Genomic DNA, 15,039 nt, shown 5'->3' with positions numbered 1-15,039 from the left:
TCCCTCATAAATTAGCTATCATAAATGAGTAATATAGGGAGAACTGAGGTGAAACCATTGCTTAGCCTTTTGTTTAAAAAAGGAAAGAAAAAGCAAACATTAGAGCAGTCAGCTATCAGTATCCAAAAAGGTGATAGCGAGCTGCAAAATGCATTAATAGAGCAATACAAACCATTTGTCGCTAAGACGGTTTCATCCGTTTGTAAACGATATATAGATGAAAAAGATGATGAATTCAGCATAGGCTTAATTGCCTTTAATGAAGCGATAGAAAAATACTCTGCCGAAAAAGGAAACTCACTCCTTGCGTTTGCAGAATTAATTATTAAAAGAAAAGTGATCGACTATATTCGAAAAGAAGCAAGAAATGCGCCAACGGTTCAAATGGACCTTCAGGAAAGTGAAAATGGCGAATACTCTCAAAGTATGATTGAAGCAGAGCTTTCTGCAAATGAATATAGACGTTTAATTGAACAAGAACACAGAAGAGAAGAGATTGAACATTTTAAAGAACGATTGAAGGTATACGGTCTCACGTTTCAAGAGCTGCTTGAGCATTCACCAAAGCATGCAGATGCCAGGCAAAATGCCATTAAAGTGGCTCATACACTCGTTGAACACGATGAGCTAAGAACCATTTTATTTCAGAAAAAACAATTGCCAGTCAAACAGCTCGAAAAGCTAGTGGAAGTCAGCCGCAAAACGATTGAGAGAAATAGAAAATATATCATTGCGATGGCGATCATTATGACAGGTGATTATGTGTATTTGAAAGATTACCTTAAAGGGGTGCTTAATTCATGAGAAGAGGCATTATAGTAGAGAAAAACAAAAAACATGTCACGCTGCTGACCCCTGATGGACAATTTCTGCGGACAAAATACGAACAGCAAGACTATGAAATCGGTCAAGAGGTGACATTTCCAAATGAATCACGTCTCGAAAGAAAAAGAGCCGGTTTTTTTGACCTGCTCCGTTTACGTCCTTTAAATGTAGGAATTCTATCAATCGCAGCGATTATTGTCGTGATTTTCACTATGATGCCATCTTTCTCAAGTCAAAAAGCATATGCGTATATGACAATTGACATTAACCCAAGCTTTGAGCTAAAGCTGGATCACAATTATCAAGTGATCGGTGTCACACCACTGAATAAAGATGCGAAACAAGTGCTCGCCAATATGAAGAATTTAGAAAAAAATGACATGACCCAAGTCGTGCAGGAAATTATAGACGATTGTGATAAAAAGGGATACGTGAACCGCTCTAAAAGCATTTATATTTCAACCGTTTATGAAAACAAGCAGGATCATACATATAAAACAAACGTAAAAAGTAAAATTAACACCATCTCTGGTGAATATCAAAAGCGCGATTACAAGCTAGAAACTGTGGAAGGTGACCTGGAAACAAGAGAAAAAGCACAAAAGGCAGGCATCTCCACAGGAACATATATTAGAAATCAAGAACTGCACGACAAAGAACAAGAAGACATCAAAAAGGATGAAGCTCCAGCAGACGATGACGCGGTCAAAGAAGAAGAGCCTAAGAAAGATGATGAAGATCAAAAAGGCAAAGATGAACAAGAAGAGGTAAAGCCAGACGATAGCGAAGAGGTGCAGCCAGATCAAGAGGCTCCTGAAGGCGAAGACAAAGACAAAGAGCAGAAGGAACTAGAGAGGGAAGAGCAAGGGTCTGTTCAAAAGCCTCACCAAACAAAGCCTAATGATGAAAACAAAGACAAAAAGATAAAAGAGGAAAAGGACCGCTCTTTTGATAAAGAGCAAAAAAAAAATCACTCAACTGACCAAGAGCATAAAAAGAATTCGAACGATACATCACATGGTCATGCTGAAAAGCACGCAAAAAAAAACAGCAGCGATCAGAAACGACCGTTCGGTGAACAAAAAAGAGAACATGCAAAACAAAAAGGAAAAGATGCGCGCCCGCATATCGAGGGGAACCGTCAAGAGCACACATATGAACAATAAAAAAACGCCAGAATAGCTCCGGCGTATTTCACCATGTCTTTATTTAGATTGATTGCCCATTTGTGATTGAGCCTGTTGAACGAGTCTTTTTGTGATCTCACCGCCAACAGAACCGTTTGCTCGTGCGACTGTATCTGAACCGAGAGTCACGCCAAATTCTTGAGCGATCTCGTATTTAAATTGATCTAAAGCTTGTTCCACTCCAGGAACAAGAAGTTGATTTCGGTTTGCCATATGATATTCCTCCTTTCACCTCATGTTTGTTACGCCTTCTTATTTTGAAAAAAACGGCCCGCAATTATGCTGGCAATTGCTGCACAAAAAAACCGAGGTGACCTCATCACCTCGGCTCTTATTTAATCCTTTGTAAGCTGCAACGTATTAAACATCATTTCCTGCGCGGTGCTTTGCAAGTGAGAAGTGAACACAGAGAAGACCGTAGAACTAATAATGCCTTTAATTAAATTCCATTGTTTCTTCGTTAATTCTGTAAACTGTTCATGGAGCTTGTCTGTCTGTTCCTCGGTCATTTCTCGTAAATTTGTTTCCTTTAACGGAAAATGTGTATGGTGATAAATAAAATCAAGGACGTGCGCATATGCTTCATAAAAACGGATGGGACTAATAATATCATCCGTTCGATCTGTGATCGTGTTAAATAAGGCAGATAAGATCATACGAATGGCATCAAAGTCAAAAACGGATTTTAAATCCCTGACAATTAATAAAATAACGACTTGATCAATGGAGTACTTCTTGCCAAGCTCTGGATGACCAATCATATCTTTAATATCACGTTTGATCCAGTTTTGAATCGCCGTCGATTTAAGAGAAGTCAGCTCACACAAGTTGCCAAGCTCAACAATTTCATTTGTTGATAGTCCGTGCTCTGATTTTTGCTTCCGCCGTTCGAGCTTCTCAAAAAACGAAGGGATCTTTAATTCATCATATTCATGATCTTTGTCGCTTTTTACAGATAGATTCAAAAGCTGAAGCGGAGTCAGATCTCCCTCTCCTTTTAGAGAATACAGAAGTCTCGTCATGTCAATTCTCGTTAATTTAAAAGTCACCATGTTCCACCTCATTTTGTACGTCAAAAACGTGATTATTGATCTAATTCAACATCATAATCTCTTTTTGATGAAAATGCAAAATAAACTAAAAAACGGGTTGGTGCGTCACAATTTGTTCACTTTTCTTCTGTAGCAAATGTCGTAAACATTGAAGTGACAGTGCTTAAACCGTTATGATAAACATAGAAAACGATTCCTTTTCCCTTGCAATTTGAGACGTTTATTTCTATAATTTTATTAATAAGTTCATTTGAACTTAATATGACAGCGGAGGTTATGTATGGGTAAAAGAATATTTCTGTTTATATTAACGAACATTCTTGTTATCACTACGATTGGTATTGTCTTATCGGTTATTAGTGCAACAACTGGTGTTGGTTCTTATATAGGAGCAGACGGAAGACTTAATATACTTTATCTTCTCATATTCAGTGCAGTTGTTGGTTTTGTAGGCTCGTTTATGTCACTTGCGATGTCTCGCTGGATGGCTAAAATGATGATGGGTGTGCGCGTGTTAAACCCTGAAAAGGATTCATTAACATATGATGAGCAGCAGCTTGTTGACCGCGTTCACAGGCTATCAAGAGCAGCAGGCCTTTCTAAAATGCCTGAGGTCGGTATTTACCAATCATCTGAAGTAAATGCTTTTGCGACAGGTCCTTCTAAGAGAAGATCGCTTGTTGCAGTATCAACTGGATTGCTTCATGAAATGGATGATGCAGCAGTTGAAGGTGTTATCGCTCACGAAGTCGCTCACGTTGCGAACGGTGACATGGTGACAATGACGTTACTACAAGGGATCGTCAACACGTTCGTTGTTTTCCTTTCAAGAATTGCGGCATGGATCGCAAGTCGTTTCGTTTCACGTGAAGAGCTTGTGCCGATTGTCCACTTTATTGCGGTGATTGTGTTCCAAATCATCTTCTCTATCCTAGGAAGCCTTGTCGTGTTTGCATACTCTAGACATCGTGAATTCCATGCAGACCGCGGCGGTGCTGACCTAGCTGGAAAAGACAAAATGATTCATGCACTTCGTTCCCTTGAGGCATATACGTCAAGAATCAAAGATGATGATCAAACAGCAGTTGCGACATTAAAAATTAGTGGAAAAAGAAAAGCATCTCTTTTCTCAACACACCCTGATTTAAACGAAAGAATCAGAAGACTAGAAGCAAAATAAGAAAGACCAAAAAGGCATTCTGTTACAGGATGTCTTTTTCTTTTTGATGAAAAAGAAAATAAAGCACAAAATACCTTTAAAATCATGTCTCTTTTCATTAAAATGATAAAGTATTCGAAAAGAAAGATAAAAGAAGGAATGACAATGAATCCAATTAAAAAGTTAATTGACCGGCTGTCAGCATTCCAGCTGATTGCCCTTTATTATTTTCTGGCTGTTACAGTGTCGTTCATTCTTCTCAGCCTCCCAGTGGCGCATCAAGAGGGAGTGAAATGGACATTTATTGATGCCTTATTTACAGCTGTGAGTGCTGTAAGTGTCACAGGACTAACCGTTGTCGATACTTCGCAAACATTTAGTGTCGCAGGTATGTGGATCCTTGCGTTTGTTCTGCAAATCGGAGGCATCGGCATTATGACCCTCGGTACCTTTGTGTGGATTGTCATGCGAAAAAGAATAGGTATTAAAGAAAGAAAGCTCATTATGGCAGATCAAAACCAGAGCAATTTATCAGGAATTGTGAAATTAATGAAGCAGGTTTTATATTTAATTTTGCTTATTGAGTTTGTAGGCGGTCTGATTTTAAGTATGTATTTTCTCAAATATTACGATGTACAGACAGCATTCTTACATGGTTTCTTCTCAAGTATAAGTGCGACCACCAATGGTGGCTTCGATATTACAGGGAATTCGCTCATCCCATACAAAGATGATTATTTCGTCCAATTTATTACGATGCTGCTGATCATCTTTGGCGCGATTGGCTTTCCTGTGCTCGTGGAAGTAAAGGATTACTTATTTAATCAGGACCGAAAGCACGCATCGTTCTCGTTGTTTACAAAAATCACAACGATTACGTTTGGCAGCCTAGTTATTGTTGGCGCTATTGGGATTTATGCTCTTGAAGCACGGTTTACGTTTTTAGGAAAGAGCTGGCACGAAGTGTTGTTTTATTCATTGTTCCAATCGACAGCTACAAGAAGTGGGGGACTTTCCACATTAGACATTACACAATTGACAGAACCGACGCTGTTATTTTTATGTCTGCTCATGTTTATCGGGGCTTCTCCAAGCTCTGTCGGGGGCGGAATTCGGACAACCACGTTTGCCCTTAATTTACTCGCGTTGTTTCATTTTGCCCGGGGAAATAAGTCCATTAAAATTTTCAAAAGAGAGCTGCATCAAGCAGATATTACCAAATCCTTAATGGTGACAATGATGGCCTTTATTTTGGTGTTTGGAGCTACGTTCCTGTTAACCTTATCAGAGCATAATACACTTCTTGAAAATTTATTTGAAGTCTGTTCTGCTTTCGGAACAACAGGTCTATCACTAGGGATTACCTCTGAGCTCTCTGTTTTCGGTAAGTGTATCATTATGATGGTCATGTTTATTGGGCGAATTGGCATTCCAAGCTTCTTATATTTAATTGGTCGTCGTGAAAGTGAAGCGAATTATCATTATCCGAAAGAGCGCGTCATCATCGGCTGAACAGCATTCCAAGCGAATGCTGTTTTTTTATTTCCATTATATAACTGGCTAAATCATGCGTTATGTTCGCAATCTATAGGTAAGAGGTGAACGAGACGTGCTGGATGTTTTATGGAAAGCGATTGTCATGCTGCTAGTTGGAACTTTGCTGCTGAGAATAGCAGGGCCTAAGTCCATTAGTCAATTAACTGTACAACAAACAGTAATCATGATTTCAATTGGGTCGATTATTATCCAACCCTTTATTGAGCATAATTTACTTGATACTATTTATGCAGCAGCCATCTTTATTGTGGCACTTGTGATTATGGAAAAGCTGTCAATTCAATTTGATTTCTTTGAAAAGTTGGTGTCAGGGAAATCGGTGGTGATTTTAGAGGATGGCGAAATGCTTGATCATAAGCTGAAGAAAACCAGGCTCACAAGGGACCAATTTAAAATGCGCTTAAAGCAGCAAGGTATTTCAGACATCAGTTGTCTCAAAAAAGCCACACTAGAAGCAAATGGACAAATTGGCTATGAGTTAAAATCTGAGGAAAAGCCAGTGACGGTTAAACAAATGAAAGAGCTCTTTGACCAATTAAAAGAAGAGCTAAACATGTCAAAAAAGGACTGATTTCAGATGAAAAGAAAAGCAGCGAAAAATGAAGCGCGAACAAACAATATGACGCCTACTGAAAGCATGGCACATGATCAAGGACAAACACAATTTGACGAACAATCAAAAGATCGTCAGGCAAACCGAAATTCTCAGCAAGGCAAACAAGGAGGAGCATCTCGTGACTAAAAAGCATGTGAAGAGCAAGGATATGAAAGACCATAAAAAACCGATGAACCCAGACATTTTAGAAGAGGAATTTGGCAGCGAGCTTGGAGATGTGAACAGCAGCAAATGGCTGGATACCCTCGGCCAGCCAAAAAAGGATGCTGCATGTCATACTGAACAAAAGAAATAGAAAAAACGATCCTTCTCGCGGGATCGTTTTTTATTTGATATAACTGCTTTGCCTGCCGGTGATTGTTCGCATGAGATGGGTCATTTTGAGCTCAATCACTGGCTGTGCGACGGTTTTGACAAAGGTACTAGAAAGGGTAAAGGTTAAGAGAATCGTCAGCAGCAATAGAATCAATACACTTGCCGCATTCAGTGCCCAATCATCAAACCAAATCGTTCTGAGCAGCTTGATGATAAAGCCGTGCAATAAATAGACATATAACGTTCTCGTGCCCCATTTCGTGAAGAAGAATCGGCGCGTTGGGACTAATGCAAAGAAGCTAAATGTAGCGCCAAAGGCCAGCAAATACCAGGCCATTCGTTTCATCGCCGCAATCAGCCCTTCATCTCCAAGCGAAGCGTATGACTGGGATCCAAATAAGAACGAATAATCGAATTCATAGAAATAGCAAAACATAAATACACCTATGAAGACAAGAAGTGCTGTTATTTTCCCTTTATTTGTTCTGATAAATTCAAAGTGCTGCTTCTTTAAATAAAAACCAGCCAAAAACATTGGCAAAAAGACAAATGTACGCGATAAACTAAGCGTATTACTAATGTTGTCCACGTAACCGACAAGTAATGCAATTGATAAACTGACGATCATCGCCCATTGGAACGGCAGTTTGGAAAAAGGAATGAGCAGCAAATTCCAAAAGAATAAACTAATTAAAAACCATAAGGACCATTGCGGATCTATTGGATTTAAATTGGACATGCTTTGATCCTGCAAGAAATAATAGTACACAGAATAAATCACCTGGAAAATGAAATATGGGATGATTAGCTTAACGGCGACTTTTTTCATAAAACCAGGCTTTCTAAATCCTTTTGCAAAGAAGCCAGAAACCAAAATAAAGGCCGGCATATGGAATGTATAAATAAACTTGTATAAATAGAGCATCCAATCATTATCATGAATAAATGATCGTAACAAATGACCAAAAACGACTAGAAAAATCAGAAGAAATTTTGCATTATCAAAATAACTATCTCGTGAAGCTGCCATAACATCACCTTTCCTGCTTCATTTCAAACATAAATGTTCTAAGTGCACTGTTCCCTCATTTGCCCCATTTTAAAATACATTTTGGATCATTTCGCTATTTGATTTGAAATTGTACAACGGTTGTAAAAGAAGCGTAAGAAAAGAGATTCATTATCCAATCGTGTCATCCGAATGCAATAAATGAAACAGTCGTCATGTAAAAAGTTATCTTTTTTTATGAGTCGAATGAAGGAACAATGAAAATATTGTAGAAATATTGTAGAGGAACGAGGCTGGAAAAGGAGTGTAAGAGAATGACTGAAACGCTCGATGGCAAGCGAATCATCTCCGAGGGAGATATCAGAAAATTAGAAAAAGAGAACGAATATTTGCGAACTGAGTTGATGCAGCAAAAAATGCTGTTAAATAAGACGTTAGATGCCATTTTTATATTTGATCAGCACCTCAACATTATCGAAGCCAACGAAGCGACATGCAGACTTGTGCAGACACCGAAAGAAGACCTCCTCAATAAATCCATTCTAGATTTCCTTTACGGCTTCCCGAAAGATAAAATTGAATGCTCACTCGAGATCTTTTTTCGAAAAGGAACATTAAAAAGAGAAATCTCCATCCAGCTTGAAAATGGCGAGACAAAATACATTGAATTTGTCGCAGAAAAAGACGCCTTGAATCAACAATATATTGTGGTGATGCGTGATATTTCTTCAAAGAAAATTTTAGAACGGGAACGCTCCATGAATGAACAGCTGTTCAAAGATTTGTTTGACCGAGCGATTGATGGTATGGTCATATTTGATCAGGATGGCTGCATGATTGATGCCAATCACTCTTTTTGTCAGAGCTTTGAGCTTCAAAAGACAGATTTAACCGATCGTTATTTAAATGAATTTGTCAAAGAAGAAAATCTTCCAGCCTTGCAGCACCTTTTAACTTCATTAAAAGAAACAGGGAAAGCAAAGGGAGAGCTGCCCGTTACCCTTCAATCTGGTCAGCACAAATTATTCGAACTGACGATTACATCAAATGTCATGAGCGGTTTTTATATGTCTATCATGCGGGATATTACAGAAAAAAGGTTAATGGAAGAGAAGCTGTTAAAAAGTGAAGAACGCTTTAGAGAAATTTTCGAAAATGCAATGGATGCCATCATCATATGGGCGGACGATGGAGAGATTGTGAGAGCCAACGAATCGGCCTGCCGTATATTTGAATTACCAATGCATCAGCTGATTGGCAAGAAACTGACAGACTTTCTCGTCAAGTCTGATAAAAGATATAGACCGACAAGAAGACGTTATATGAGGCATCATGAAATAAGAGAAGAACTCCTGTTTAGAATGGCCAATGGTCAATTTAAAGAGCTTGAGTTCACCTCAAAGCATGCGGTATTAGAGGGGCAGCACTTAACCATTTTACGTAATGTAAGTGATCGAAAAAGAATGGAGCAGGAGCTGCGTGAAAGTGAGCTCAAATTCCGTAAAGTATTTAATGGATCAATGGATGGCATTGTTCTTTTCGATAATCAATACCAGATTATTGATGTCAATCCTTCCGCAAGCGAACTGTTAGAACTAAAGGACGATCATTTAACTGAAATGAATCTCTTTCATATACTTGCGCCATATCAGGTTGAACATTTGGCGCAGCCCGCTCAGGAAATGTCATTAGATGAGATGGATAATGAAGTTCCGTTTGTGCTGAACCATCCAGATCAGCGCATACTTGAATTCTCCTTTAAACGCAATATTATTCATAACATGAATCTAGCGATCTTTAGAGATGTGACAGAGCGGAAGGAATTAGAAGAACGTGTGAGAAAATCAGATACACTTCATGTGGTCGGAGAGCTTGCCGCTGGCATTGCACATGAAATTAGAAACCCGATGACAGCATTAAAAGGCTTTATTCAGCTGCTTAAAGGAAATATTGAAGGGGAGTATTCGCTCTATTTCAATGTCATCACATCAGAGCTGAAAAGAATTGAATCCATCATTACAGAATTTTTAATTTTAGCGAAGCCACAAGCCATTGTGTATGAAGAAAAAAATGTCGTGCAAATTGTAAAAGACACGATGGATCTTCTGCACGCACAGGCGAATCTTGGTAATGTCCAAATGCACCTCAATGTGATGGATGAGATTCCGCCGATCTACTGTGAACAAAATCAATTAAAACAAGTCTTCATTAACATTTTAAAAAATGCAATTGAAGTGATGCCGCGGAAAGGAAATGTATACGTGAGCATTCAGCGGAAGGGCGAGGAGCATATTATCATTTCACTGCGTGATGAAGGCTGCGGAATGACAGAGGATAAGCTAAAGCGTCTTGGCGAACCATTTTATACAACGAAAGAACGAGGAACTGGACTTGGTCTAATGGTTAGTTATAAAATTATTGAAGAGCATCAAGGAACCATTGAGGTAGAGAGTGAGGAAGGTGTAGGGACGGTCTTCCATCTCACGCTGCCACTTAGGCAACAGAAACAAGAAGGAGAGCTTTAATGTGTATTATACAGTCTATCACGCACCAATCGGGGCATTATACATACTAGAAAAAGACGGTGTCATCATTGAAGTGAAGTTTGATGATGAACCGTTTTTGGCAAAAAAGCAGACAGCCGATCTTAAAAAGGAAGATACACCGGTCTTGCGAGAAGCAAAAAAACAGCTTGATGAGTATTTCAAGGGTGATCGTAAAGTATTCGATCTCCCGCTCAAGCAAGCTGGCTCTCCATTTCAAGAGCAAGTATGGGAGGCCCTTTCAGCTATTCCATACGGTGAATCAAAAAGCTATGCAGACATTGCAGAAGCGATCGGCAACCCAAAGGCTGTCAGAGCCATTGGACAAGCCAACAGGCGCAATGCTTTGCCTATTTTCATCCCGTGCCACCGGGTCATTGGAAAAGACCGGACTCTCACGGGCTATGCAGGAACGAAGACAGACATGAAAGCGGTTCTACTTGAATTAGAAGGCATCCCATTTGTTCAAAAATAAATCGATTGACCTGTTCCAAATGTTTATCAAGCGACATATCCTTTTACTAAGCTAAAAAAGTTGGTTGAGGGAAAAAAGGGGGCCGCTAGGATGTTTTGGGGCAAAAAGGATAAAGTGTATGCCATCACGTCACTATGTGTCAAAATGAACGTCTTGACAGAGGAACAAAAGAACGACATATTAGCCAAAACAATCGAAATAAAAAAGCGCGGTGCTCTTAAATGATGAGAACATCGCGCTTTTTTCATATTAGTGGGAGATGCTTTCAGTGAAAAGGGCATCAATCTCCTCTGTATAATTGGAGGTGATGATTCCTTTCTCTGTAATGATGCCTGAAATGAGATGGTGGGGAGTGACATCAAAGGCGGGATTAAATACCTGGACATCAGGCGGTGCAATTTGTACGCCGTTTAATTCCTTTACTTCCAGTGGATCGCGCTCTTCAATCGGAATATCTGCCCCTTCGCGTGTTGATACATCAAAGGTTGAAAGCGGTGCTGCTACAAAAAACGGGATGTGAAAATGATTAGCTAAAATGGCAAGACCTAACGTGCCAATCTTATTCGCCGTATCCCCATTACGGGCAATGCGATCAGCTCCAACAATGACAGCAGAAATTTGTTTTTCTTTCATCGTATGGGCAGCCATGTTATCTGTAATGAGTGTCACATCTACGCCGCCCTGCATGAGCTCCCATGTCGTTAGCCGAGCGCCTTGAAGAACGGGCCGTGTTTCACAAGCATAAATGTGAAGATCGAGATTTTTCTTTTTGGCTAAATAAAATGGAGCAAGCGCTGTTCCGTACCGGCTTGTTGCGATGGAGCCTGCATTACAAATGGTCATAATGCGGTCACCTGATTTAAAGAGCTGGAGGGCATTTTGACCGATTTGTTTGCATGTTTCTTCATCTTCAATTTGAATTTGAATGGCTTCATGAACAAGGTCTGTTTTGGCTGCATTCACAGAGGAGGCACGTTCAATACGCTGAAGCAGCCGGTCTAATGCCCAGGCAAGGTTCACGGCGGTTGGACGAGCACTGTTTAAATATTCCTTTAGCCGAGTGACTTCTTGTTGAAAGACATCAATATCTTCTGTCTCAATCTCTTGGGCACTGAGCGCAAGTCCAAAAGCGGCTGTAATGCCAATCGCAGGTGCTCCGCGCACTTTTAACGTCACAATCGCATCATATACATCCTCTTTAGTAGACAAATGCTCAAATACGGTGTCGGCCGGTAATTTTTGCTGATTCAATATTTTAATATGATTTCCTTCCCATTCGACGGAACGGGGAACTTCAAATTCTTTAGACAAAACCCGTCACTCCTTTACAGATTGCTGGAATAATGCGACGAGGTCAGACGCTGTTTCCACTGCATGATATTGTTTGATGAATGTTTTTCCGAGCGTAAGTGCTGCTTTTTTCTGCTGAATTCGTTTAGTAGGTGATGGAATCGCATCAAGATCAGCCGCATGAGCAAGACCAATGGTTCGGCGGATAAGCTCACAGCCGGCAAAACCTGTCGCTTCTTTTAAAATACGGTCAAAGGTTGTTTCTAAAAAGCTGTTTGATACACTAAACGCTTCAATGCTGTCTTCTTTCCAGGCCTTTGTAAACACTTCTTTAAATGTTGCCCATACATGAACAATATGATCAAAAAGGTGCTGCTGATCCTGCTCATTCTCATGAGATAAAGCATTCAGGAGCAGATTGGCAATAAAGTGACCGATATCGAATCCAAAGGGACCGTAAAAAGCAAATTCTGGATCAATGATCTTTGTTTCAGTCTCGCTTGCAAAAATACTGCCTGTATGAAGGTCTCCATGAACCAGTGTTTCCGCTGAGGTTAAGAAAATACGCTTCAGCTCTGCGGCTTTGGCTTGCACTTCAAGATCGCTCCAAAGCGCTTCGGCATCTTCTCTTAATTCCTCTTCGAAGTCATTCGTTTCGCTGTCAAAGAAAGGGTCTGTGAAGACAAGTTTTTCTGTGATATCACAAAGATCAGGATTCGTAAACTGCTTCACGAATTGTTTTTTTATTTTAGGATTGATGGCAAAGTCAGAGGTGTAAAATAGTGTTTTGCCTAAAAATTCACCGACATGATCTGATAAATGTGGATATTGTTTTCCGGCAATTAGCCCTTTTCTGACGATTTCTAGGTGTGATAGATCCTCCATTGCCGTCACAGCAAGAGCTGTATCAGAATAATAGACTGCTGGTACGAGGTGCGGCGTATATTCTGACTGCTTGATCAGTGCGGCACTTTCTATTCTTGCACGGTCTAATGTCAGCGGCCAGCTCTCTCCAACCACCTTTGCATAGGGCAGTGCCTGCTTAATGATCAATCCTTTTTCAAGTTTGTGATCAAAAATATGAAAGACGTAATTTAAATTCCCGTCACCGATTTCAGTACATGTCAAATGACTGCTTTCTTCGATCAAACCAAGTCTAATTGCGAGTGCAACTGCCGAGCTTTCTGTTAATTCTTCATATGATGCCGTAAGTGTAACCAATTGCTTCCCCTCCAAATCATATAAAAAAGCCTCTTTCTCCTGAGAGAAAGAGGCTTGATAGCATGTATGCTCAAAGCCTCTCTTATCTCTCAGCACATACGTCTGATGGAATTAGCACCGTGCCCTATAAGACAATTGTCTTGGCGCTTTACTTGCTGCGCCCCACTTCACAGTGGTATTAACGGTCGGTTGCTGTTGGGGTCAAAAGGCCAAATCCCTCGCCCAACTCTCGATAAGAGAAATCAATATGTCATTGTTTTGTCTGTGTGTATTTCTTAATTCAAGATATTATCAGAGCTGTGCTTCACATGTCAATCTTTTTTCAAAATTGCTTTACAATTCATAAAACGATCTATTACAGTGATTGTATTGTCATGTAACTTGAAGAGAAGGTGAAGAAAATGGAATTTCAGCAATCAGATGTGTTGAAACAATTACCGAAACAATTTTTTGCGTCGCTTGTCCAAAAGGTGCAGAAAAAAATGCAGGAAGGGGCCGATATCATTAATTTAGGTCAGGGAAATCCTGATCAGCCAACCCCGCCGCACATTGTAAAAGCCATGCAGGAAGCGGTAGCAAAGCCTGAAAATCATCAATACTCCTCATTCCGCGGGACAGCGAAACTAAAAAAGGCCGCCGCCGCCTTTTATGAAAGAGAATATGGCGTCACGCTTGATCCGAAGACAGAGATTGCCATTTTATTTGGGGGGAAAGCGGGACTAGTCGAATTGCCGCAATGCTTACTAAATCCAGGTGATACACTACTTGTTCCAGATCCAGGTTATCCTGATTACTGGTCAGGTGCTGTGCTTGCCGGGGCTCATATGGTCACAATGCCTCTTCTTGAACAAAATGATTTTTTACCTGACTACCAACAACTGTCAGAGGATGATAAGAATAAAGCAAAATTGATGTACTTAAATTACCCCAATAATCCTACTGGTGCGACTGCAAGCCGTGCATTTTTTGAGGAAACTGTTGCGTTTGCAAGTGAACACAGCATGTGTGTGGTACATGACTTTGCATATGGCGGCATTGGATTTGATGGGAAAAAGCCAATCAGCTTCCTGCAAATAGATGGAGCGAAAGAGACTGGTATTGAAATTTACACATTATCTAAAACGTATAACATGGCCGGATGGAGAGTCGGTTTTGCAGCAGGAAATTCCTCTGTCATTGAAGCCATTGAGCTTTATCAGGATCATCTGTTTGTCTCGCTGTTTAAAGCCACTCAAGATGCAGCAGCGGAAGCCCTTTTAAGCGATCAAACGTGTGTACAGGTGCAAAATGATCGATATGAGAAAAGGCGAAATGTGTGGATCGCTGCCTGCAAGGAGATAGGGTGGGACGTCAGTGCACCAAAGGGATCATTTTTTGCTTGGCTAAAGGTGCCAGAAGGATTTACATCTGAATCCTTTTCTGACGTATTGTTAGAAAAAGCACATGTTGTCGTTGCACCGGGGAATGGTTTCGGTGCTCACGGTGAAGGCTACGTCAGAGTAGGGCTTTTAACAAGTGAAGAGCGGTTAAAAGAAGCCGCCCGTCGCATCGCTGCCTTGAAGCTGTTTGAAAAAAAGCCATTGACAACATAAAAAAATGGTGCGATAATTCAGGCAATATTTAAGGAAATTGAATATTCTTATCAAGAGTAGGCAGAGGGACTAGCCCAATGAAGCCCGGCAACCGACTTCCATGAAGCACGGTGCTAATTCTTGCAGCAAGCGCTGAGAGATAAGATTCGGATGAACGACACGAAACAACCTCTTTAAGGCGCAGATGTAGCACTTGAA

General features: G+C 40.3%; 16 protein-coding genes and 2 riboswitches. Of the genes, 11 read left to right on the top strand and 5 right to left on the bottom strand.

The genetic code is table 11. The annotated features are described in order from the left end of the window. The first annotated feature begins 48 nt into the window (after positions 1-48). Positions 49-804: an RNA polymerase sigma factor SigI gene (gene sigI, locus IEE86_RS07730; RefSeq protein WP_191096685.1), complete on the top strand. Its 756-nt coding sequence runs from the start codon at positions 49-51 to the stop codon at positions 802-804. Further along, on the top strand, positions 801-1,991 hold the full coding sequence (locus IEE86_RS07725) for an anti-sigma factor domain-containing protein (RefSeq protein ID WP_191096684.1): 1,191 nt from the start codon (positions 801-803) through the stop codon (positions 1,989-1,991). The genes sigI and IEE86_RS07725 overlap by 4 nt, the downstream gene beginning before the upstream one ends. Positions 1,992-2,030: 39 nt before the next feature. Here IEE86_RS07725 and IEE86_RS07720 read toward each other — a convergent pair whose 3' ends face one another. Both IEE86_RS07720 and IEE86_RS07715 read right to left on the bottom strand, forming a co-directional pair. Further along, the gene (locus IEE86_RS07720) at positions 2,031-2,225 is read right to left on the bottom strand and encodes an alpha/beta-type small acid-soluble spore protein (protein WP_003211343.1); all 195 of its coding nucleotides are present in this window, start codon (positions 2,223-2,225) and stop codon (positions 2,031-2,033) included. Positions 2,226-2,347: 122 nt separating this feature from the next. Next, positions 2,348-3,064, bottom strand: coding sequence for a DUF1836 domain-containing protein (locus IEE86_RS07715; RefSeq protein ID WP_191096683.1), 717 nt, complete (start codon positions 3,062-3,064; stop codon positions 2,348-2,350). A 280-nt stretch (positions 3,065-3,344) separates the two neighbouring features. On the opposite strand from IEE86_RS07715, the gene htpX reads away from it, so the two are divergent. From htpX to IEE86_RS07690, 5 genes are all read left to right on the top strand, one after another. Further along, positions 3,345-4,244: a protease HtpX gene (htpX, locus tag IEE86_RS07710; protein WP_191096682.1), complete on the top strand. Its 900-nt coding sequence runs from the start codon at positions 3,345-3,347 to the stop codon at positions 4,242-4,244. A gap of 144 nt (positions 4,245-4,388) precedes the next feature. Next, positions 4,389-5,735 carry a TrkH family potassium uptake protein gene (locus tag IEE86_RS07705; protein ID WP_191096681.1) on the top strand — a complete coding sequence of 449 codons (1,347 nt, stop codon included), beginning with the start codon at positions 4,389-4,391 and terminating at the stop codon, positions 5,733-5,735. Between the two features lie 97 nt (positions 5,736-5,832). Then, positions 5,833-6,351: a DUF421 domain-containing protein gene (locus IEE86_RS07700; RefSeq protein WP_191096680.1), complete on the top strand. Its 519-nt coding sequence runs from the start codon at positions 5,833-5,835 to the stop codon at positions 6,349-6,351. A 6-nt stretch (positions 6,352-6,357) separates the two neighbouring features. Next, entirely contained in the window at positions 6,358-6,522 is a 165-nt protein-coding gene (locus IEE86_RS07695) for a hypothetical protein (protein ID WP_191096679.1), read from the top strand. Further along, a complete protein-coding gene (locus tag IEE86_RS07690) occupies positions 6,515-6,691 on the top strand; it encodes a hypothetical protein (RefSeq protein WP_191096678.1) in 177 nt (58 codons plus the stop codon). Before IEE86_RS07695 ends, IEE86_RS07690 begins: the two co-directional genes overlap by 8 nt. 30 nt (positions 6,692-6,721) lie before the next feature. Here IEE86_RS07690 and IEE86_RS07685 read toward each other — a convergent pair whose 3' ends face one another. After that, on the bottom strand, positions 6,722-7,741 hold the full coding sequence (locus IEE86_RS07685) for an acyltransferase family protein (RefSeq protein WP_191096677.1): 1,020 nt from the start codon (positions 7,739-7,741) through the stop codon (positions 6,722-6,724). 293 nt (positions 7,742-8,034) lie between these two features. Here IEE86_RS07685 and IEE86_RS07680 point away from each other — a divergent pair, with 293 nt between their 5' ends. From IEE86_RS07680 to IEE86_RS19540, 3 genes are all read left to right on the top strand, one after another. Then, complete coding sequence (locus IEE86_RS07680) at positions 8,035-10,245, top strand: PAS domain-containing sensor histidine kinase (RefSeq protein WP_191096676.1); 2,211 nt, start codon at positions 8,035-8,037, stop codon at positions 10,243-10,245. A 1-nt stretch (position 10,246) separates the two neighbouring features. Beyond that, complete coding sequence (locus IEE86_RS07675) at positions 10,247-10,738, top strand: methylated-DNA--[protein]-cysteine S-methyltransferase (RefSeq protein ID WP_191096675.1); 492 nt, start codon at positions 10,247-10,249, stop codon at positions 10,736-10,738. Between the two features lie 90 nt (positions 10,739-10,828). After that, a complete protein-coding gene (locus tag IEE86_RS19540) occupies positions 10,829-10,963 on the top strand; it encodes a hypothetical protein (protein ID WP_263479574.1) in 135 nt (44 codons plus the stop codon). Between the two features lie 24 nt (positions 10,964-10,987). Here the strand turns inward: IEE86_RS19540 and mtnA are convergent, their stop codons facing one another. Beyond that, positions 10,988-12,049, bottom strand: coding sequence for an S-methyl-5-thioribose-1-phosphate isomerase (gene mtnA / locus IEE86_RS07670; RefSeq protein WP_191096674.1), 1,062 nt, complete (start codon positions 12,047-12,049; stop codon positions 10,988-10,990). 6 nt (positions 12,050-12,055) lie between these two features. Continuing rightward, entirely contained in the window at positions 12,056-13,249 is a 1,194-nt protein-coding gene (mtnK, locus tag IEE86_RS07665; RefSeq protein WP_191096673.1) for an S-methyl-5-thioribose kinase, read from the bottom strand. A gap of 80 nt (positions 13,250-13,329) precedes the next feature. Then, positions 13,330-13,487: riboswitch (SAM riboswitch) on the bottom strand. 163 nt (positions 13,488-13,650) lie between these two features. Between mtnK and IEE86_RS07660 the strand changes: the two genes are divergently transcribed. Continuing rightward, positions 13,651-14,841 (top strand): pyridoxal phosphate-dependent aminotransferase, encoded by a 1,191-nt coding sequence (locus IEE86_RS07660; RefSeq protein ID WP_191096672.1) that lies wholly within the window; start codon positions 13,651-13,653, stop codon positions 14,839-14,841. A gap of 44 nt (positions 14,842-14,885) precedes the next feature. After that, positions 14,886-14,987: riboswitch (SAM riboswitch) on the top strand. Positions 14,988-15,039: the final 52 nt, after the last annotated feature.

The organism is Bacillus crepusculi, assembly GCF_014764715.1.
Lineage (GTDB): Bacteria > Bacillota > Bacilli > Bacillales > Bacillaceae > Bacillus.
The sequence above is the reverse complement of the archived record's forward strand: the minus strand, read 5'-3'. Positions and strand labels throughout refer to the sequence as shown.